Genomic DNA, 19,617 nt, shown 5'->3' with positions numbered 1-19,617 from the left:
CCGCGGCCATTGTCGTGTGACAAAACAACCCCCCTGTCGACCCCACCACGCTTACCACCTTTTTCGCCCCTTTCTCCCTGGTTGCGTTTGGTCTCCCGTTCCTCCCCCCCGCACCGGCGATCCCCCTCCCGTCTCTCGGAGAGGGGAGGGTCGGCCGAGCGGGTCGCCCGAGTCAGGCTGAGAGCAGGTGCCGGGCACGCGTGAGGCGCTGGCGTACCGCAAGCACCGTGATGCCGAGGCGTTCCGCGATCTCGGCGGCGCTCAGCTCGTGCTCCACGCGCAGCAGCAGCGGTTCGCGCAGGCTGCGGGGGAGGCGGGCGATGGCCGCTCGCACCTCGCACAGCTGCTCCTTCGCGGCGACCTCGTCCTCCACGCGCTGCGGCGCTTCGATCGCGACCGTGTCGATGTCGTCGTGCAGCGGGGTGCGGTGGCAGCGGCGGGCGCTGTCGATCACCACGCTGCGGGCCACGGCGTCGAGCCACGCGCAGAGCGATCCCGGTGCGGCCGAACGCACGCCGGGGACCGACTGCCACGCGCGCGAGGCGATGTCCTGCGCCACGTCGTCGGCGTCGCCCACCGGGGCGCCCAGTGAGATGCTCCGACGCCGGAGTCGACCGGGGTCGGAGGCCAACAGGGCGGTGAGCCCGGCCCTGGCCTCGGCGGCGTCGACCGCGGGTGCGCGCATGGTTGTCCTTCCGGTCACTGGGGACAACGTGTCGCGTGCTCGCCGTAATCCCGCGGATGCTGACGGGGTGAGGCTACGCGCGGGACACGGGGAGGCCGGCATCGGTGAGCGCAGTGCGGACGGCGGCGACGCTGGTGAAGGCGTGCGTGCTCATGCCGAGGTCCTGCGCACCACGGAGCTTGCTCGGCGAGTCGTCGATGAAGAGGATCTCCTCCGGCGGGACGGAGAGGACCGCCGCCACGTGTCGGAACGCCCGGATGTCGGGCTTGGCGTGCCCGATCTCCGCGGAGTTGAACACCCGGTCGAAGTGCTTCCCGATGCCGCTGTCGCGGAGTTCTGCGGTGATGGTGTCGGTGCCGTTCGTGAGGATGGCGCAGGTCACGCCACGGGACCGCAGCCCGTCCACGAGTGCGAGCATGTCGAGGTCCGCGGCGAACGGCGTGCGACCCCACTCCCGTGCTGCGGGCGCGGAGCCGATCATCTCGCCGACCCGGGTGATCCACTCCTCCCGGGTGAGGCGACCCGTGGTCACCGAATCGATCAGCGGTGCGGCGAAGGCGGTGCGGGCGATCGTGCCGTCCGGGAGGGCGTACCGAGCCTCCAACCCGGGGTCGTGGTCGAAGTGGCGGATGACGCCGTCGAGGTCGAAGAGCACGGCACGGATCATCCGTCCATCCTGCACGGACACTCCGTCGACCCCGGCGATACAAAGTTGAGCCGAGCCATATCAAGTTTGTTTGACACGGTCGTGCGGCCGGAGTACACTTGAGCCATCGCGACTCAGGTTTCCCTGATCGCCGCAGGTTTTCCGAACCACAACAGACTTCCCAACAAAGGAGAGAACACATGGCACGTGCTGTCGGTATCGACCTCGGAACCACCAACTCCGTCGTCAGCGTCCTCGAGGGCGGCGAGCCCAAGGTCATCGCCAATGCCGAAGGCTTCCGCACGACCCCCTCGGTCGTGGCCTTCACCAAGGACGGGGAGGTGCTCGTCGGCGAGACCGCGAAGCGCCAGGCCGTCACCAACGTCGACCGGACCATCGCCTCGGTCAAGCGCCACATGGGCACGGACTGGACCTTCGAGGTCGACGGCAAGAAGTGGACGCCGCAGGAGATCTCCGCGCGCATCCTCCAGAAGCTCAAGCGCGACGCCGAGTCGTACCTGGGCGACACCGTGACCGACGCGGTCATCACCGTCCCCGCGTACTTCAACGACGCCGAGCGCCAGGCCACCAAGGAGGCCGGTGAGATCGCGGGCCTCAACGTGCTCCGCATCATCAACGAGCCGACCGCGGCGGCCCTCGCCTACGGCCTCGACAAGGGCAAGGAAGACGAGCTCATCCTCGTCTTCGACCTCGGTGGCGGAACGTTCGACGTCTCCCTCCTCGAGGTGGGCAAGGACGACGACTTCTCCACGATCCAGGTGCGCGCCACCGCCGGTGACAACCGCCTCGGTGGAGACGACTGGGACCAGCGCCTCGTCGACTACCTGATCAAGCAGTTCAAGGAGACCACGGGCGTCGACGTCTCGGGCGACAAGATCGCGCTGCAGCGCCTCAAGGAGGCCGCGGAGCAGGCCAAGAAGGAGCTCTCCAGCTCCACCTCGACCAGCATCAACCTGCCGTACCTGTCGCTGACCGAGTCCGGCCCGGTGTCGCTGAGCGAGACCATCACCCGCGCGAAGTTCGAGGACCTCACGAAGGACCTGCTCGACCGCACCAAGAAGCCGTTCGAGGACGTGATCCGCGAGGCCGGCATCAAGGTGTCCGACATCGACCACATCGTGCTCGTGGGTGGATCGACCCGCATGCCCGCCGTCGCCGAGCTCGTCAAGCGCGAGACCGGCAAGGAGGCCAACAAGGGCGTGAACCCCGACGAGGTCGTGGCCGTCGGTGCGGCTCTGCAGGCCGGTGTGCTGAAGGGCGAGCGCAAGGACGTCCTGCTCATCGACGTGACCCCGCTCTCCCTCGGCATCGAGACCAAGGGCGGCATGATGACCAAGCTCATCGAGCGCAACACGGCCATCCCGACCAAGCGCAGCGAGACCTTCACCACGGCCGACGACAACCAGCCGTCCGTCGCGATCCAGGTCTTCCAGGGCGAGCGCGACTTCACGCGCGACAACAAGCCGCTCGGCACGTTCGAGCTGACCGGCATCGCCCCGGCGCCCCGCGGCATCCCGCAGATCGAGGTCACGTTCGACATCGACGCCAACGGCATCGTGCACGTGTCCGCGAAGGACAAGGGCACCGGCACCGAGAAGTCGATCGTCATCTCCGGCGGCTCGTCGCTGTCGAAGGAAGACATCGAGCGCATGGTGCGCGAGGCCGAGGAGCACGCCGCCGAGGACAAGGCACGCCGTGAGGCCGCCGAGACCCGCAACCAGGCCGAGACCCTGGCGTACTCCATCGAGAAGCTGATCTCCGAGAACGAGGACAAGCTCCCCGACGACGTCAAGACCGAGGTCAAGGGCGATGTCGATGCCCTCAAGACGGCCCTGGCCGGCGACGACGACGAGGCCGTGAAGACCGCGTTCGAGAAGCTCAACCAGTCGCAGTCCAAGCTCGGCGAGGCGATCTACGCCTCCTCGCAGGCGGATGCCGCCGCCGGCGCTTCGGCTGACGGCGAGGCCCCGGCCGGTGACGCCCCCTCCTCCGAGGAAGACGTCATCGACGCCGAGGTCGTCGACGACGAGGACGAGAAGAAGTAACCATGACCGACAAGAACTTCGACGAGAACCAGAATCCTGAGTCCGCCGAAGGTCGCAGCGAGGGGTCGGACGCTCAGGCGTCCGGCCCCGCGCCGCAGAACCCGGACTCCCGCGAGGCGCAGGCCGCCGAAGGGTCGGACGAGACGCCGGTCGACGGCGCCCCCGACGACCTGACGGTGGACGACATCCTGGGCGCGACGCAGACCGGCGAGGCCGCGGCGGAAGACGCCGTGCTCGCCGACCTCGAGTCGACGCTGCTGAACGACCTCAAGCGCCTGCAGGCCGAGTACGCCAACTACCGCCGCCGCACCGAGGAACAGCGCCAGATCGAGATCGAGCGCGCCAAGGGCGAGGCCGCCAAGGGCCTCATCCCCGTGCTCGACGACCTGGGCCGCGCCGAACAGCACGGCGACCTGGTGGAGGGCACCCCCTTCGCCGTGATCGCCGACAAGGTGCGCGCCGTGGTGGAGCGTCTCGGAGTCGTGGCCTACGGCGACAAGGGCGAGGAATTCGACCCGCAGCGCCACGAGGCCATCTTCCAGCAGCCGACCCCCGGCGTCGAGAAGGCCACGGTGCTCGAGGTCGTCGAGGTGGGGTACCGCCTGGGCGACGTCGAGCTGCGTCCCGCGAAGGTCGTCGTCGCCGTCCCTGCGGAGTAGGTGATCGATGGCCAGCCAGGATTGGTTCGACAAGGACTTCTACAAGACCCTCGGGGTCTCGAAGGACGTCAGCGACGCTGACCTCAAGAAGACGTACCGCAAGCTCGCGCGCAAGTATCACCCCGACTCCAATCAGGGCGATGCGAAGGCCGAGGCCAAGTTCAAGGAGATCAGCGAGGCCTACTCGGTGCTCTCCGACCCCGAGCAGCGCAAGGAGTACGACGAGATCCGCGCCATGGGCTCGGGCGCCCGCTTCACGGCCAGCGGTTCCGGGGCGGGCGGGTTCGAAGACGTCTTCAGCCGGTTCGGACAGCAGGGGCGAGGCCAGAGCGCCGACTTCGAGGACATCTTCGCGATGTTCAACCAGGGGCAGGGCAGCGGCTTCGGCGGCGGCCGGTTCGGTCAGCCGAGCGGCGGGTTCCGCGGCTTCGGCGGACCGCAGCGCGGCGCCGACGTGACCGCCCGCACCACGCTCGACTTCACCACCGCCGTGCAGGGTGAGACCATCACGCTGCAGGGCGAGGACGGCAAGCCGTTCAAGGTGAAGATCCCCGCGGGCGTCGCCGACGGGCAGAAGATCCGGCTGCGCGGCCGGGGTCGTCCGTCGCCGGACGGCGGAGAGAGCGGTGACATCGTGGTGCAGATCACGGTGCGACCGCACCCCGTGTTCACGCGCGACGGCCTCAACCTCCGCGTGGTCGTGCCGGTCACATTCACCGAGGCCACGCTCGGTGCCACCATCGAGGTGCCGACGCTTGGCGGTGACGTGGTCAAGCTGCGCGTCGCCCCTGGCACTCCGTCCGGGCGCGTGCTGCGCGTCAAGGGCCGCGGTGTCGCGACCTCCAAGGGCACGGGCGACCTGCTCGCCGAGCTCCAGGTCGCGGTGCCGACGCACCTCGACGACGCCGCGCGCGAGGCGCTGGAGAAGTTCCAGCAGCTGGAGCCGCAGGAGAACCCGCGGGCGGAGTTGATGGCGAAGGCCCGCCGATGAGTGCGAACGCCGAGGGACGGGGGTGGAGTGCGTGATGGACGCCGACACCCCCGTCTTCGCGATCGCCGCGGCCGCCGAGCTGTCGGGCCTGCACCCGCAGACCCTCCGCCAGTACGACCGCATCGGGCTCGTGGTGCCCGGCCGCACGCCGGGCGGCTCCCGGCGGTATTCGTCGCGGAACATCGAGCAGCTGCGGGAGGTCGCGCAGCTCTCCTCCGAGGGGATGAGCCTGCCCGCGATCGCCAAGCTCCTCGACCTGGAGGACGAGAACCGGATGCTGCGCGGGCGCGTCGTCGCGCTCGAGGCCGCGCTGCGCGCCGAGCGGGAGAACCGCCCGGGCGTGCGGGTGTTCGCGGCCGGCTCGTCCGGCGTGGTCCCGATGCCCGGTGGACGACGGCTGCGTCGCTCGACCGAGCTGGTGCTGTGGCACCCGCGCGGCTCGGCGTGACCTGCGCCCGACACGTTCAGGGGATGGAAAGCCGCTCTTCCTAGCGTGGAGGCAGGGAACCCCCTGGTCCGCGCCGCGCGCGGGTGTCCTGCCACGACGGAAGAACTCCTCATGACGAACACCACTGCCCACCGCCCCGCCCCCTCGCTGGGACTCCTGATCCTCCGGGTCGTCACCGGTGCGATCTTCGCCGCCCACGGCGCCCAGAAGATCTTCGAGTACACGATCCCCGGAACCATCGGCAGCTTCGCCGGCATGGGTGTGCCGTTCGCGGAGATCGCCGCGCCCGTGGTCGCCTTCGTCGAGCTGATCGGCGGCATCCTGCTGATGCTCGGGCTGTTCACCCGCCCGGTCGGCGTGGTGCTCGCGATCGACATGCTGGTCGCGCTCGTGCTCGTGCACCTGCCTGCCGGTCTCTGGGTGGGCGAGGGCGGCTACGAGTTCGTGGCCGTGCTGGGCGCGGCCGCTCTGGCCTTCGCGCTCACCGGTGCCGGGCGCTTCTCGATCGACGGAGCCGTGCTGCGGGGCCGAGCTCCCGCCTGGCTCGCCTGACCGCTCAGCCCTCGCCCCGGTCGACGCCGACCCGCCGCACCAGCACCCACGTGTTTCCGGCGTCGCCCGGCACGTGCCGGAACTCGTCGAGCGCGGCCTGCGACAGTGCCAGGCCGCGCCCGCTCTCGCTGTCCTCGCCCGGCATGGACACGGTGTCCCAGTCGATCGGGGCGGGCGGCGCGGTGTCGCGGATGTAGGCGCGCAGCTCGTCCGCCGAGACACGCACGTCGACGCTGAACACCACGTCGGTGCGCTCGTTGTGCTGCGCGATGTTGGTGGTCACTTCGCTGACGGCCAGCGCGAACAGCACCTGGTCCTCGGCGGGGATCTCCGGACCATCGGCCCAGAGCCGGTCGAGCGCGTCGAGCGCGCTGTCGACCAGGGCGAGCCCGGCGGGCCCGTCGACGTGGAACGCCCGGACCTCAGCGGCCATCGAACGCCGATTCCGGCGTCGGGTAGTCGCGCAGCACGCGATCCAGGTTGGTCAGGTGGAGCACCGTGCGCACGGCCTCCGGCACGGCCGCGATCCGCAGGTCGCCCCCGGCCACGCGGGCGCTCTTGAGCCCGCCGACGAGGGCGCCGAGGCCCGAGGAGTCGACGAACTCGGTGCCGCTGAGGTCGATCGCGATGCGCGGCTGCCCCGCGGCGACGAGGTCGCTCACGGCGTTGCGCAGCAGGGGTGCGCCAGACGCGGTGAGGCGCCCCGTGATGGCGACGACGGCGTAGCCGTCCCTGGTATCAGTGCTGACGTTCATTCGACTCCTTCTCGAGGATGGCCGCGGCGGGACCGCGGTACCGGGCGGCCTGGATGATGACGCTGAGCACGACGAGGTCGTACAGCACCCAGGCGGTGTTGACGAGGGTGCCCGTGCCGTCGGCCGTGCCGAGGAACACCCGCACCACCCCGATCACGAGCGCGACGGCGAGCACGATCATGGCGGTGAGCTGCGGCCAGATCTCGCCCCACGGCACGCCGCGCGGGTCACGGCCGTCCTTGCGGGTGACGGCGAACGACAGCGGCCGGCCGAGCACGACGTTCGCGAAGGCCGTCCAGCAGGCACGGATCCACACCGGGAACAGGGCGAGCGAATACTGCTGGCCGCGCCAGGTCTTCACGCCCTTCGCGACCACGAGGAACAGCGCCTGGTTGATGAGGAAGTACGGCAGGAACCGCGCGAAGAAGTCCACCGACCACGCGGTCACCGGGAGCACCCCGAACACCAGGTAGATCACGGGCGCGGCGAGGTAGACGATCGCCGCGAAGCCCGACAGGTAGCTCCACATCGTGGCGAAGTACATCAGCCGCTGCCCGACCGAGAGGCCGCGCTTGGCGAGCGGGTTGTCGCGCAGCATCACCTGCAACGTGCCCTGTGCCCACCGCAGGCGCTGCGTGAGCATGGTGCGCAGGTCTTCCGGGGCGAGCCCGTGGGCCAGGATCTCGTGGTGGTAGACGCTGCGCCAGCCGAGGGCGTGCAGCTGCATCGCGGTCGCCATGTCTTCCGTGACCGAGATCGTGGCGAGCGGGAGGATCGGCTGCGCCTCGTCGCCGCGGTCGAGCCGCAGCGTGTCAAGCAGTCCGCGCACGGCCTCCACCGCGGTGATGGGCGACAGGTCCGACGCCGCCAGGGCGTCGAGCCCGGCCTCGTCGACCACGACGAGTCCGAGCTCGGCGTCGTGCTGCATCGGCAGCGCGCCGATCTCGGCCAGGTCGGCGCGGATGCCGTCCAGGTCGTGCGCGACCAGGATGCGGGAGGCGTTGTCGACGGCGTCGCCGACGCGTGCCGCCACCTCGGCGACCGATTCCCCGGCGGCGAGGTCTTTCCGGCCGCGCGAGATCGCGATGCGCAGCGCCCCGAGCTCGGTCGCCAGGGCGGGGTCGGTCGCGGCCTCCGCCTCCTTCGCGATCAGGGTCTCGGAGGTCTTGAGCGCCTTCGCGGCCGACTCCGTCACCTCGCGCACGTAGCCGACGATGCCGAGCTGCATGAGCGCCTCACGTCGCAGCACGGCGTTGGAGCCGCAGAAGAACGCGGCGTTCCAGCCGTCCTTGCCCTGCTGGATGGGGCCGTAGAACAGCGGCGCCTGACTGCCGAGCGGGTCGGCCTCGTCGACGTTCACGAACCACTGCGGCGTCTGCACGAGCGCAACCTCGGGGTCGTCGGCGAAGTAGCCGAGCGTGCGGTGCAGGATCAGCGGGTCGGGCACCTGGTCGGCGTCGAGGATGAGCAGGAACTCGCCGTCGGTCTGGAACAGGGCGCTGTTGAGGTTGCCGGCCTTGGCGTGCCGGGGCTTTCCCGTCCAGTCCTCCGAGCGGGTGAGGTAGGCGACACCGGCGGCGCGGGCCTCGGCTTCGAGCTCGGGGCGCGCCCCGTCGTCGAGGATCCACGTCGTGTGCGGGTAGGCGATGCGCTTCGCGGCCCGCGCGGTGGTCATGACGAGCTCGATCGGCTCGTCGTACGTGGTGATGAACACGTCGACCGTGCCCTGCGGCGGCGACACCGGGGCCGGGCGCTCCTTGGCGCGCCACATCGTCAGGCAGAACAGGAACGTGTCGATGAGGCTGTAGGTCTCGGCGATCACGAGCGGCACGGCGATCCACCACGCCGACCAGTTCACCGACTCCAGCCAGCGCCAGGCGACGTAGTTGACGCCGAGCAGCACCGACAGCAGCGCGAGGATGCGGATGGTCGCGAACCGGGCGGTCACGAGTCCCTCCGCACCACCACGACGGTGATGTCGTCGGTGGCGCGCTCGTCCGAGTTCGCCAGCCGCAGCGCCTCCTGCACCGCGCCGTCGGGGCCGAGTGCGGCGAGCACGCGGTCGACGTGTGCGAAGGGGTCGTCCTCGTCGAGCACGTCGAGCAGGCCGTCGCTGCAGCAGATGAAGGTGTCGCCCTCCTCCAGCGTCGTCGTGATCGGCTCCCGCGGGTCGGCGACGCCCATGCCCATGCCCAGCGGCAGATTGGTGGAGCGCAGCGGGGTCCAGGAGCGGTCGGCGCGGATCACGAACGCGAGACTGTGCCCCGCATCGATCACCTGCAGCTCACCGGTCGAGGGCTGCAGCTCGGCGACCACCGCTGTCACGAACATCGAGGTGTCGGCGAGGTCGTCCTCCAGGAGCCGGTCGACGTCGGCGACGGCCGTGGTGAGCGGACGCTCCGGGGCCGTGCGCAACGACGCGCGCACCGTGGCCGCCACGAGCGCGGGCCCGGTGCCCTTGCCCATCGCGTCGGCAAGGGTCACGCGCAGGGCGTCGCCGTGCCGCGAGAAGTCGAAGTAGTCGCCGGCGAGCATGCCGCGCGGGGCCGCGCCGGCCGCGATCGTGTAGCCCTCGACCTCGGGGAGCACGCGGGGCCGCAACGCCTGCTGCACGACCGCGGCGTGGTCGATGTCGGCGTCCTGCGCGAGCTCGGTCTGCACCCAGAACGCGAGGTCGCGGAGCAGATCCTGCTGCGAGTCGGTGAGCACGTGCGGCTCGGTGTCGAGCACGCACAGGGTGCCGATGGGCTCTCCGCCCGGGGCGTGCAGCGGGTGCCCGGCGTAGAACCGCAGGTGCGGGTCGCCCGTGACGAACGGGTTCTCGGCGAACAGGTCGGTGGCGCTCGCGTCTTCCACCACCACCGTCCGGTCCTGCGACACGGTGTAGTCGCAGAACGAGTCCTCGCGCGGGGCCTCGTTCCCCCCGAGGCCGATCTGCGCCTTGCGCCATTGCCTGTCCCGGTCGATCAGCGAGACGCTGACCATCGGTACCCCGAACATTTCTTTCGCCAGTCGCGCCACCCGGTCCACTCGCTCGTCCGGTGGTGTGTCAAGGATCCCCAGTTCCTCGAGCGCTGCCTGGCGCCGTCGCTCGTCGAACATCGCCCGCCCCTCCTACGGTCACTTCCGGTCATCCTAGGCGGAATATCGGCGGCGTGGTGCGGCCGTCGAAGGCGCGTCCAGGTGAACCACAGGAAACGGTTCTGCGCAAGCCCCGTGGCGAAACGCTTCTCCGGTCCTACTGTCCGATTCAAGGCTCGGACCGCCGACTGCGCCTCCCCCCGTCGCGCAGCACGGGCGGCCCCGATCCGGCATCGCGCGTGCCCGGCAGCCCGGGCACCACGGTCTCTCCGGCGTGCCCCCGTACGCCGGATCATCGCAGGGAAGGAGCGGGTGGATGGCACGGACGCCACGCACGCGCGATCGCTACAACCGCCGCGAGGCCCTCGCGGGGTACCTGTTCATCTCGCCCTGGATCATCGGGTTCCTGGTGTTCACGGCCGGCGCGATGATCTACAGCCTCTACATCTCGTTCAGCAGCTACAACCTGGCCACGAACACCGCCCGCCCGATCGGCATCGACAACTACGCCAACCTGTTCGACGACCCGCGGGTGGGGGTCTCGCTCGCGAACACCCTCTTCTACGTGGTGATGGCCGTGCCGCTGGAGATCGTGTTCGCGCTGGTGCTGGCGATGCTGCTCAACCGCGTCGGCCGGGGCGCCGGGGTCTTCCGGGTGCTGTACTACCTGCCGAAGATGACCCCGGCGGTCGCGACGGCGGCGGTGTTCTTCCTGCTGCTCAACGGCAACTCCGGCGCGGTGAACCAGTTCCTCCGGCTGTTCGGCATCGAGGGGCCGCAGTGGCTCGTCGACCCGGCGTGGGTGAAGCCGAGCATCGTGATGATGACGCTGTGGACGGTCGCTGGGACGATGGTGATCTTCCTCGCGGCGCTGAAGAACGTGCCCGTCGAGCTGTACGAGGTGGCGTCGCTCGACGGCGCGGGGCCCGTCCGCAAGTTCTTCTCGATCACCCTGCCGATGATCTCCGGGGCGATGTTCTTCAACGTGATCGTGCTGTCGATCGCCGCGTTCCAGATCTTCGACCAGGCGTACCTGCTGTTCTGGCGCGACCAGAGCAACTCCTCGCCGGAGGCGTCGCTGTTCTACGCCATCTACCTGTTCCAGCAGGCGTTCCGGCAGTTCAACTTCGGATTCGCGGCGGCGATGGCGTGGCTGCTGTTCGTGATCATCATGCTGATCACCCTGATCCAGGTGAAGGTCGGCAACCGCTTCGTCTACTACGAGGGAGACCGCTGATGTCGCAGACACTGCGCCCGGAACCCGTCGAGGTCGAGCGGGAGAAGAGCCCCGGAACGTTCACCACCACGGTCCCCACGCGCGGGCGCTGGCGCCGCCGGCTCCACCAGCCGAAGAGCCTCGCCGGCCGGATCGTGCTGAACGTGATCCTCGTGCTGTTCGGGCTGCTGTTCCTCTACCCGTTCGTGTGGCTGATCGCGGCGAGCCTCAAGCCGCGCGGCGAGGTGTTCGACAACGCCCTCATCCCGAAGACGTTCGTGCCGGAGAACTACGTCGAGGTGTGGAACCAGCTGCCGCTGCTGAGCTGGATGGGCAACAGCATCGCCATCGCCCTGCTGGCCGCGGGGACCGTGGCGATCTCCAGCTCGATCGTGGCGTTCGGCTTCGCGTACTTCCGCTTCCCCGGCCGCGGCCTGCTGTTCGGCCTCGTGCTCGCGACCATGATGCTGCCCGGCGCGGTGACCATGATCCCGATCTACCTGATCTGGAAGGAGACCGGGCTGCTGGGCACGTGGGTGCCGCTGTGGGGTATGAACCTGTTCGGGTCGGCGTTCTACATCTTCCTGCAGCGGCAGTTCTTCCTCGGGCTGCCGCGGGAGCTGTTCGAGGCGGCGCGGCTCGACGGGGCGAGCGCGTGGGGGCTGTTCTGGCGGATCGCGATGCCGCTGTCGATCCCGTCGTTCGTGATCGTGTTCCTGTTCGAGTTCCAGGCCAGCTGGAACAACCTGCAGGCCGCGCTCATCTACCTCAACGCCGGGTCGGTCGACCAGTTCACCGCCCCGCTCGGCATCGCCTACGCCATGACCAAGTACAGCCCCACGGCGGGAGGCCACGGCGACTACCAGTACGTCATGGTCGCGTCGCTGCTGGTGACGCTGCCGATGCTCATCCTCTTCGCCTTCGGGCAGCGCTCCTTCATCGAGGGCGTCGCCACCCAGGGGCGCAAGGGCTGACAACGCACCACCGATCGAAAGGAGCAGTCATGCGCACACGCATGTGGGGAATCACCGCGGTCACCGCCGCATCCGTCCTCGTCCTCGCCGGCTGCGGCGGGGGAGGAGGGGGAGACCAGGCCGCCGACGCCGACTTCGGTGCGGAGCCGAGCGGCACGCTGAAGGCGTGGGGGTTCGAGAACGCCGACGACGTCGGCACCTCGCGCATGGACTATGCGGCAGAGCAGTTGAGCGACGTGAAGGTCGACCTCGACGCGACGGCCTTCGACGCGCAGAAGTTCACCACCCGCATCGCGAGCGGTGACGTGCCCGACGTGGTGCAGATGGACCGCCGCTACGTCACGACCTACGCCGCGCAAGACCTCATCATGCCGCTCGACGAGTGCTTCGCCGCGCAGGACGTGACGCCGCGCGACCACTGGTACCCGTTCGTGGTGGACGACGTGACCTACGAGGATGCGGTGTGGGCCGTGCCGCAGTTCTACCAGCCGCCGGCGATCCTGCTGAACAAGGCCGTGCTCGACGAGGCCGGGGTGACCGCGGAGGAGATCGACACCTCGCAGCCCGACGTGCTGCTCGGCGCGATCGCGAAGATGTACCAGGAGTCGGGCGGCGTGCCGTCGCGGCTCGGCTTCGACCCGGTCGCCACCGGACAGGCGGGGCTGTGGATCCTCGGCATGGGCGGTCAGCTCAACGACGCCGACGGCGCTCCCACCCTGGACGACCCGAGCAACGTCGCGGGCATCGAGATGCTCAAGCAGATCACCGACGCGCAGGGCGGCTTCGCGGCGGTGAAGAGCTTCACTGACTCGTTCGACGCGTTCGGCGACCAGAACCAGTTCGTGGCGAAGCAGGTCGGCTCGCAGGTGAACGCCCAGTGGTATCCCAACGTGCTCAGCCCCTACGCCGACCAGATCCAGTTGGAGGCGGTGCCGTTCCTCAATAGCGACGGGGAGCCGTTCTCGGTCGCGTCCGGCACGGCGTTCGTGATCCCCGTCGGGGCGAAGAATCCCGCGGCAGCGTGCGCGTGGATGGTGAACCTCACCTCGGACGACGCGTGGATGGCGGCGGGCGACGCGCGGGCGAAGACCATCGAGGAGGAGGGCGGCATCAACACCGGGCTGTTCACCGGCTCGCCCTCGGCCGACCAGGCCATCCGCGAGAAGTTCGTGACCGAGAGCGGCAACGCCGGCTTCGACCAGGTGATCTCCACGTACTACGACGTGGTCGACTACGGGAAGTCGTTCGGCTCGTCGCCCGCGGGGCAGGAGATCCAGAACGAGCTGAACAACGCCATCACCGCGGCGCTGCTCGGCGACAAGTCGCCCGAGGACGCGTTGAAGGATGCGCAGGACGCCGCGATGCGCGCCTACGAGAACGCCACGGCGGGCTGAACCCCGGAGGGGCGTGGGTGGGGGCGGCTTCGCCCCCACCCACGGTTGTGATGGTGATCGCTAGGAGTGCCCGACAACGGTGACGACGATCTGCACGATCCCGAACACGATGAATCCGGCGCCGCCGACGAGGATCCCCTTCTCTCCGCGATGCTCGAACGTGTCGGCCACGGGCTGACCGTAGAACCGTCGGAACCACCGCAGGGCGAACCGCAAGAACGCGTGCCTGGCGAGAAGAAGTGCGACTCCGACCGTCACGATCACGAGCCCGATAACAACGCCGAGGATCATTCGACGGTGAGTCCTTTCACCTAGATCGCCTTTCCATCGGTCGATGTCACCGTCCCTGCCGAGGGCCAGGTCTGAGACCTCGTCGAGGGTGATTCTCCACGCACGCCATCATCTCCGCCGGCGGCGCGGTGGTTCGCCTCTGTCGCTCGCGTCGGATACTCCGGGTCGAACGAGAGCAGGTCGCGGTAGCGGCGGTTGGTGAGGAGGCCCGGGTGCCGTCCCTCCACTTCCGCGCGTAGTCGAGAGAGCATCTGATCCGATGCCTCGACCAGTTCCTGTGCCGAGACGAAGGCCGGCCGTTCGCTGTCGTCGGCGACGATCTCGATCCGAGTGCCTCGCGGGGCGAAGTGGAGGCACCGCTCCGATCCGAGGATCTCCAGCGTGTGCGGTTCACCGCGCTGGATCACGTGGGCCGCGTTCGTCATCTGGAGCGCGAAGCCGAGTATCGGCAACCAGCCCCACCGCATGCTGTGGTCTGCGTCGTCCGTCATGAGCACGATGTCACCGAGGAAACGCCAGTAGCCCAGCGACACGTCGTCGATCCGATCCCACGCCACGTCGTCTGCGCTCGCGTCCCGATGTATCCGGTAGTCGAGGGTCAGCATGGTTCCCTTCCTTTCACGACGGCGAGGCAGTCGGTCATGTGATGGCCGAGAAGAGAAAGAGCACGCCGCCCACGAAGACCACCACGCCGACCAGGAGAAGGCCACTCCCGCCGTAGAGCAGGCGGCGGTCGAGATGCGGAAGCCCTGACAGGCCGCGATCGGTGTGCCACGTCGCACGGTGCGACCAGCATCGGCTCAACAGGAGTGCACCAGTGATGCAGGTGGCGAGACCGACGGCGACCACGCCGACGGTCAGTACCTCACCCCACGGCGGCCCTATCTCCCCGAGACGCACGAGTGATGCCTCACCTCGGCCATCGCCCAGCCGTCGAGGCAGAGAGACGGCGAGAACGAAGCAACCGATCGCCACGAGGAACTGAATCAGGCTCACGCCCAGACCGACGGTGGATGCAGGCAGTGTGAGCCGCCCCGTCATGCCCGCGGCTTTCACATTGCGCCCCACGCGTTCACGATGAACGGCGACGACGGTAGCGGAGGTCACCAGAAGCGCACTCATTGTCAGGAAGGCAACCGTCAGGAGTGCGGACATTCGTCCGGCCTGATCATTCGATCGATGGTGAGCACCGGCGCCGAGGATTCCGTCTTCGCGATGTGAATCTCGCCCGGAATCACACCGCGCAGGATGACGGAGCCCGGATGCTGCGTCACGCGGTCCAGCACGATCGTGCCGAGTCCCTCCGGATCGTGGACGTGGAAGTGGCTGGCGCCGGTGATCGTCACGGTGAAGGGAAATCGCTCCCAGCTCGCCCTCCGAAACGAGGGGAATTTGCGTCCGCCGGTCTTCCTCGCTTCGTAGAGAAGTCGTCCGCCCTGAAGATCCGCGCAGCCCGCCACCTCGAAGACGCCGGCGTTGACGCGCGCCGCATGAAGGTCGAGGACGGGCTCGTCGACGTCGTCGAGGGTGATTGTCTCCACGACCCCATCATTCCCGACCGTGAGGTCGGTCAACCAGTGGCAACGGCCTGCGGGCTTCCGGGAGGGAGAAGCACGCATTCCTTCCCGCGCCGGGGTGTTCGTCGCCGGCACACCGCTGAGGTCAATGGATACTCAGGCCCAGCGCCGCGCGCATCGTCCTCGCGAGCCGGAGGACGCCGTTCCGCCTGCCGATGGTCGAGGGTAGCCACACGCGCCGACCGCTCGTCATCTCGACCTCGATCATCCGGACGGACCCGACGACAGGCAGCCATCCGACGGAGGCACCGCCCATGCCGAAGTAGGGGACCAGCTCCACAGCCGACACCTCGCCGGCCCTGAAGCGCTGCGTACGGAACCAGGAGACCACCTTCACCGCTCCAGGCGAGACCCAGACGCCGAGCCAGGCGGAACGCACGAGCGCGGCGGCGACGAATGCGTAGACGGGAAGCCCGATCCACCACATGCTGCTCTCGTGCCCCAGTAGCACGAACAGTCCGGTCGCCGTTGCTCCCCACAGAAGTGCCCCGATCCGTGCTCCGGTCGATGCGCTCTGTGCATCAGCCGCCTCCGCGGGCGCGGACGAGAACGACGCGATCATCATGACGGCCCGCCCGTCAGTCCAAGGGCGACGGTCGCCCATCGAACGGGCGAGTCGATGGAGTTCTCTGGAGCGTTCATCGTTGCCCCGCTGCTGCAACAGCACCGCGAGATTGTGGGCCGCTGTGCGCGTCACCGGTGGCGATCCCGAGCCAGTACGCCGCTTCGGCCGCGTCGGTGCTGTCCGGCGTTTCGCTCAGGAGGTTGCCGAGGAGGAGCGCCGCTCCGTATACCTCGGCCTCGCCGGCCCACTCCGTCCATGCCCGCCCCTCCTCGACCAGCCCCTCACTCAGCAGGAGCCGCGCCAACGGAAGCGCGAACTCCGGAGACTCCTGGAGGCCCGCCGTGAGGAGGCGCTCGATCTCTCGTGGATCGCCGGGTTCCGTAGTGAGGACCAGGCTCTCCCCGAGTAGACCCTCCAGCCGTGCGTGACCGTCCGGGCGAAGATCGAGTGCGGCTCGAAGGTGCACCACCGCCTGGTCGTGATCACCCAGCCAGTTCTCGCCCTCGCCGAGAGCAGCGAGGGCATCCCACGACCCGGCGCTCGCGGCCTCACGGAACATCGACAGCGCCAGACGTTCATCGACATCCCAGACGATCGCTGCCAGGTGAAAGAGACCATCCGCGTTGGGGTCGATCCGTTCGGGAAGGTGATCGATACTGAGGTCCGGAATCGGTGCCCGGAGAAGCTCACGATCGACGTCACCGGAAGGGCGCGCGTTGTCGTGAAGGAAAGACAGGAAGCCGCGCTCGCCGAATCCCTGTGCTCCGTACATCCGTCGACGTGTCACAGGAGGATGTTCTGGATCGCCCCGGCAACTCCGGCTGCCGTCATCGCCAGTCCGATACAGGTGATGCCGACCCCGACCGTGCCCATCATCCACGGCGTCTGCCGACCCGCCGACGCCCGCGCATACCGCTCGCCGAGCATCGACTTCTGCGCGGAGAACATGAACCCGTTGAGACGGGTGCGGTGACGAATCACCACAATGCCCAACACGATCACCAGCACCCCGACCAGCAGATTCGGAACGACGGTATCGACACTGATGTCGGGCATTCTCACCGCTCCTGTCGATGGTGGAGTTTCTTCCGACACTGTGGCATGAATCCGCTCATGCGGGAAAGGTCCGATGGGGAGCATCCAACATCCGCTCCGGTGCGGAATACACCTCGCGGCGTGACGCCACATACCGTTCCCAGTGGCGCATCAGAGCATCGATCCCCACTTCCTCTCCTTCCGGTGGCGGCATCCACCTCACCATTCCGGAGATCTCGGGCGGAAACTCCAGGTCTGCAGCCAGAAGTTCGACGATGCCGAGCACGTCGGCGAATCTGTCTCGATTGTGGTAGAGCCACGCCATGAAAAGGTAGGTCCAGATACCCAGGGCACTTCGGTCGCTTTCCTCCGTGGGCGTGGGGACGAGTCGGCTCACCTTCTCCGCGAAGTTCCACTCGTCGGCCGCTGTCAACTCGAAAACCTCGGGTCGCATCCGCTGACCTTCGCGAATCGCCTGATCCACGACCCGTATCCCCTCGGAAGGGCCGACCCACCCCCTGCGCAAGCCGAGATCCAATTCGGGCAGCGTCATCCGTGACCGGCGTGTGATGTCATCGCCATCCAGATCGATGCTGAGGAGGTCCTCGCTCATGGCACTCCAATCAATCTCTGCGGTCATGCCAGCACTCGAAACAACCCCAGGGCCAACAGGGCGCCAGCGGCGTCGTACGGACGACGCGGGCCGCGGAGTCCCACCGCGGGGACATGCTGCGCACCTCCTGATCCGTATGCGAGCCGAAGTCGGGAATCTCTCCGAGCGCCGCCACGTCGAGCGAGTGGAAGACAGCGCTCCTCCCACGGACCCGAAGATCTGCCCCCGGAGTCAATGCGAGATGAAGTTCCAGTCCCGCGTCGAGTGACCGGGCCGAAGAGCCCACCACTTTCCACGACGTCCTGTGACGGTCGGTGACACCGGACCACTCCAGCAGACCCACGCCTCTCAGAACGAGAAGCCCCGTGTTCGTTTCGTCGAGCTGTAGAGCGGTCCGCAGATCGCACAGGATGCCCAGAGTGGCGGTGATGGCGTCGAAGAGCACGGCGTTGACCTGGGCTTCGAGAAACGCATCCTCATCGCGAACGTGCGGGCTCTCGTGCTCGGCGGCCCCTGCAGTCTCCGCGGAAAGCAGCTCACCGAGCGTGATCACGCGGAAGCGATCGGTGTGACGGGACGTGAGTGCGGTGCCACGTGCGCTGAGAAGGCCGCGACCGCCTGCCCGTGTCTGATCATCGAATGCATAGCCCTTCGGGTGAGGACGCCGCCACGTCGTCGTCGGCGGCCAGGTTCGGACTGAGGCAAAGCTCGGATCCAGGATCGGCGAACCCGGACGGGGAGATTATGTCATGTCCCTTCCGGGGCTGACGGAGCCTTCGACGACCGCGAAGCCGTCCACCATGCTCCATGCGATCCATCCCCGAACAGAAGCCCTGGTGCACTGAAATCGATTTCGGTATCGTCGGCCTCCACGCCCCCTGTCGCTCGCCGAGGAGCCGCATGTCCCGCACCCGTGCCCGTCGCTCGACCGCCCTGCTCGCCGCCGCCGCCCTGGCGGTGAGCCTCGCCGCGTGCGCCGGGGGAGGGGCGCCCGTGGAGCTCGATCCCGACCCCGACAAGCCGTTCGTGCTGACGGGGATCTCCGGGCTCACCGAGGTCGCGCAGCTGACCGGACCGGCGGGCATCAACGACACCGAGGCGGTCGGCGTGGCGGGCACCGATCTGGGCTCGATGACCACCGTGGGCGACCGCACCTGGTTCTTCTTCGGTGACACGTTCGGCGAGCGCGCACCGGGCACGACCGGCGGTCAGGGCGGGCAGTGGCGCTCCAACGTGGCCGCCTGGACGACCGACGACGACCCGACCGACGGCATCTTCTTCGACGGCTGGGTGGCCGACGGGATCGGGCTCGCGGCCCCGCTGATCGAGGGCGACCACGACCCCAACGACGGCTCCGGCGAGGTCACCAAGATCCCCACCGCGGGCTTCGCGATCGGCGACACGATCTACGTCTCCTACATGTCGGTGAGCTACTGGGGTGACCCCGGCGCGTGGGATGCGAACCGCTCCGCCCTCGTCGTCTCGGGGGATGACGGGCAGACCTGGGCTCCCGTCGAGGGCATCGAGTGGCCAGGGGACTCCGGCTTCGTGCAGTTCGCGACGGCCCCTGTCACCGCCGACGGCGAGGACTGGATCTACCTGTGGGCGATCCCCTCCGGGCGGTTCGGGGAGGTGCGGCTGATGCGGGTGCCGGCCACCGAGGAGGCTGTGGAGGACCAGGGCTCCTACTCCTACTTCGCGGGCCTCGACGGCGACGAACCGGTGTGGTCGGACGACCTGGACGACGCGCAGGTCGTGGTCGAGGGCACGATCGGCGAGCTGTCGGTGATGTGGTCGACGTACCTGGAGCGCTGGATCATGACCTACTCCGACGCCGGCAACGCCTACATCCGCGAGGGCATCACCCCGTGGGGCCCCTGGGGCGAGCCGATCGAGCTCGTGCCCGGCGACGAGTACCCGGGGCTCTACGGCCCCTACCTCGACCCGCGGTACGTCTCGGACGACGGTCGGCGCATCTACTTCACGCTCTCGCTCTGGGATCCGTACAACGTGTTCTGGTTCGCCGCTGACCTCGACCGCGCCGACGGATGAGCAGCCCGTCGCCGACT

24 protein-coding genes are annotated in these 19,617 nt (G+C 68.5%); 9 read left to right on the top strand and 15 right to left on the bottom strand.

The window, feature by feature from the left end; all coding sequences use genetic code 11:
* Positions 1-172: 172 nt before the first annotated feature.
* Entirely contained in the window at positions 173-685 is a 513-nt protein-coding gene (locus tag ACWGQ1_RS10990; RefSeq protein WP_168387175.1) for an RNA polymerase sigma factor, read from the bottom strand.
* A 73-nt stretch (positions 686-758) separates the two neighbouring features.
* Positions 759-1,352, bottom strand: a complete 594-nt coding sequence (locus ACWGQ1_RS10985) for an HAD family hydrolase (RefSeq protein WP_206252365.1) — start codon at positions 1,350-1,352, stop codon at positions 759-761.
* Positions 1,353-1,531: 179 nt separating this feature from the next.
* Here ACWGQ1_RS10985 and dnaK point away from each other — a divergent pair, with 179 nt between their 5' ends.
* From dnaK to ACWGQ1_RS10960, 5 genes are all read left to right on the top strand, one after another.
* Positions 1,532-3,397 carry a molecular chaperone DnaK gene (dnaK, locus tag ACWGQ1_RS10980; protein ID WP_136028707.1) on the top strand — a complete coding sequence of 622 codons (1,866 nt, stop codon included), beginning with the start codon at positions 1,532-1,534 and terminating at the stop codon, positions 3,395-3,397.
* Positions 3,398-3,399: 2 nt separating this feature from the next.
* A complete protein-coding gene (locus tag ACWGQ1_RS10975; protein ID WP_136028706.1) occupies positions 3,400-4,056 on the top strand; it encodes a nucleotide exchange factor GrpE in 657 nt (218 codons plus the stop codon).
* Positions 4,057-4,063: 7 nt separating this feature from the next.
* The gene (locus tag ACWGQ1_RS10970) at positions 4,064-5,047 is read left to right on the top strand and encodes a DnaJ C-terminal domain-containing protein (RefSeq protein WP_136044710.1); all 984 of its coding nucleotides are present in this window, start codon (positions 4,064-4,066) and stop codon (positions 5,045-5,047) included.
* 34 nt (positions 5,048-5,081) lie between these two features.
* Positions 5,082-5,495 (top strand): heat shock protein transcriptional repressor HspR, encoded by a 414-nt coding sequence (locus tag ACWGQ1_RS10965; RefSeq protein ID WP_136028704.1) that lies wholly within the window; start codon positions 5,082-5,084, stop codon positions 5,493-5,495.
* Positions 5,496-5,606: 111 nt separating this feature from the next.
* Positions 5,607-6,047: a DoxX family membrane protein gene (locus ACWGQ1_RS10960; protein WP_452312957.1), complete on the top strand. Its 441-nt coding sequence runs from the start codon at positions 5,607-5,609 to the stop codon at positions 6,045-6,047.
* Positions 6,048-6,051: 4 nt separating this feature from the next.
* On the opposite strand, the gene ACWGQ1_RS10955 is transcribed toward ACWGQ1_RS10960, so the two are convergent.
* The 4 genes from ACWGQ1_RS10955 to ACWGQ1_RS10940 are packed head-to-tail and all read right to left on the bottom strand — an operon-like array spanning position 6,052 to position 9,904.
* Entirely contained in the window at positions 6,052-6,480 is a 429-nt protein-coding gene (locus ACWGQ1_RS10955; RefSeq protein ID WP_136028702.1) for an ATP-binding protein, read from the bottom strand.
* Positions 6,470-6,802 carry an STAS domain-containing protein gene (locus tag ACWGQ1_RS10950; RefSeq protein WP_025102664.1) on the bottom strand — a complete coding sequence of 111 codons (333 nt, stop codon included), beginning with the start codon at positions 6,800-6,802 and terminating at the stop codon, positions 6,470-6,472. The genes ACWGQ1_RS10955 and ACWGQ1_RS10950 overlap by 11 nt, the downstream gene beginning before the upstream one ends.
* Positions 6,786-8,750, bottom strand: a complete 1,965-nt coding sequence (locus ACWGQ1_RS10945; protein ID WP_206252372.1) for a glycosyltransferase family 2 protein — start codon at positions 8,748-8,750, stop codon at positions 6,786-6,788. Before ACWGQ1_RS10945 ends, ACWGQ1_RS10950 begins: the two co-directional genes overlap by 17 nt.
* Entirely contained in the window at positions 8,747-9,904 is a 1,158-nt protein-coding gene (locus tag ACWGQ1_RS10940) for a PP2C family protein-serine/threonine phosphatase (RefSeq protein ID WP_136035962.1), read from the bottom strand. Before ACWGQ1_RS10940 ends, ACWGQ1_RS10945 begins: the two co-directional genes overlap by 4 nt.
* 295 nt (positions 9,905-10,199) lie before the next feature.
* Here ACWGQ1_RS10940 and ACWGQ1_RS10935 point away from each other — a divergent pair, with 295 nt between their 5' ends.
* Genes ACWGQ1_RS10935 through ACWGQ1_RS10925 form a run of 3 tightly spaced genes read left to right on the top strand, consistent with a single transcriptional unit; the run spans position 10,200 to position 13,467 of the window.
* The gene (locus tag ACWGQ1_RS10935; RefSeq protein ID WP_452312956.1) at positions 10,200-11,120 is read left to right on the top strand and encodes an ABC transporter permease subunit; all 921 of its coding nucleotides are present in this window, start codon (positions 10,200-10,202) and stop codon (positions 11,118-11,120) included.
* The gene (locus tag ACWGQ1_RS10930) at positions 11,120-12,073 is read left to right on the top strand and encodes a carbohydrate ABC transporter permease (protein ID WP_136028698.1); all 954 of its coding nucleotides are present in this window, start codon (positions 11,120-11,122) and stop codon (positions 12,071-12,073) included. Before ACWGQ1_RS10935 ends, ACWGQ1_RS10930 begins: the two co-directional genes overlap by 1 nt.
* 29 nt (positions 12,074-12,102) lie before the next feature.
* Positions 12,103-13,467: a sugar ABC transporter substrate-binding protein gene (locus ACWGQ1_RS10925; RefSeq protein WP_452312955.1), complete on the top strand. Its 1,365-nt coding sequence runs from the start codon at positions 12,103-12,105 to the stop codon at positions 13,465-13,467.
* Positions 13,468-13,527: 60 nt separating this feature from the next.
* On the opposite strand, the gene ACWGQ1_RS10920 is transcribed toward ACWGQ1_RS10925, so the two are convergent.
* The 9 genes from ACWGQ1_RS10920 to ACWGQ1_RS10880 all read right to left on the bottom strand — a co-directional run bounded on the left by ACWGQ1_RS10920 (position 13,528) and on the right by ACWGQ1_RS10880 (position 18,101).
* Positions 13,528-13,758 carry a hypothetical protein gene (locus tag ACWGQ1_RS10920; RefSeq protein WP_136035964.1) on the bottom strand — a complete coding sequence of 77 codons (231 nt, stop codon included), beginning with the start codon at positions 13,756-13,758 and terminating at the stop codon, positions 13,528-13,530.
* A gap of 20 nt (positions 13,759-13,778) precedes the next feature.
* A complete protein-coding gene (locus ACWGQ1_RS10915) occupies positions 13,779-14,363 on the bottom strand; it encodes a hypothetical protein (protein ID WP_136035965.1) in 585 nt (194 codons plus the stop codon).
* Between the two features lie 34 nt (positions 14,364-14,397).
* Complete coding sequence (locus tag ACWGQ1_RS10910; RefSeq protein ID WP_136035966.1) at positions 14,398-14,913, bottom strand: hypothetical protein; 516 nt, start codon at positions 14,911-14,913, stop codon at positions 14,398-14,400.
* The gene (locus tag ACWGQ1_RS10905) at positions 14,898-15,299 is read right to left on the bottom strand and encodes a hypothetical protein (RefSeq protein ID WP_136035967.1); all 402 of its coding nucleotides are present in this window, start codon (positions 15,297-15,299) and stop codon (positions 14,898-14,900) included. Before ACWGQ1_RS10905 ends, ACWGQ1_RS10910 begins: the two co-directional genes overlap by 16 nt.
* Positions 15,300-15,420: 121 nt before the next feature.
* Positions 15,421-16,002 carry a hypothetical protein gene (locus ACWGQ1_RS10900; RefSeq protein ID WP_136035968.1) on the bottom strand — a complete coding sequence of 194 codons (582 nt, stop codon included), beginning with the start codon at positions 16,000-16,002 and terminating at the stop codon, positions 15,421-15,423.
* A complete protein-coding gene (locus tag ACWGQ1_RS10895; RefSeq protein ID WP_452312954.1) occupies positions 15,974-16,672 on the bottom strand; it encodes a hypothetical protein in 699 nt (232 codons plus the stop codon). The genes ACWGQ1_RS10900 and ACWGQ1_RS10895 overlap by 29 nt, the downstream gene beginning before the upstream one ends.
* Positions 16,673-16,683: 11 nt before the next feature.
* Positions 16,684-16,956, bottom strand: a complete 273-nt coding sequence (locus ACWGQ1_RS10890; protein ID WP_136035970.1) for a hypothetical protein — start codon at positions 16,954-16,956, stop codon at positions 16,684-16,686.
* 55 nt (positions 16,957-17,011) lie between these two features.
* The gene (locus ACWGQ1_RS10885; RefSeq protein WP_452312953.1) at positions 17,012-17,575 is read right to left on the bottom strand and encodes a DUF2247 family protein; all 564 of its coding nucleotides are present in this window, start codon (positions 17,573-17,575) and stop codon (positions 17,012-17,014) included.
* Positions 17,559-18,101: a hypothetical protein gene (locus ACWGQ1_RS10880; protein WP_452312952.1), complete on the bottom strand. Its 543-nt coding sequence runs from the start codon at positions 18,099-18,101 to the stop codon at positions 17,559-17,561. The genes ACWGQ1_RS10885 and ACWGQ1_RS10880 overlap by 17 nt, the downstream gene beginning before the upstream one ends.
* Positions 18,102-18,448: 347 nt before the next feature.
* On the opposite strand from ACWGQ1_RS10880, the gene ACWGQ1_RS10875 reads away from it, so the two are divergent.
* Complete coding sequence (locus tag ACWGQ1_RS10875) at positions 18,449-19,600, top strand: DUF4185 domain-containing protein (protein WP_452312951.1); 1,152 nt, start codon at positions 18,449-18,451, stop codon at positions 19,598-19,600.
* The last annotated feature ends 17 nt before the right edge of the window (positions 19,601-19,617 follow it).

Source organism: Microbacterium sp. NPDC055599, assembly GCF_053618975.1.
The sequence above is the reverse complement of the archived record's forward strand: the minus strand, read 5'-3'. Positions and strand labels throughout refer to the sequence as shown.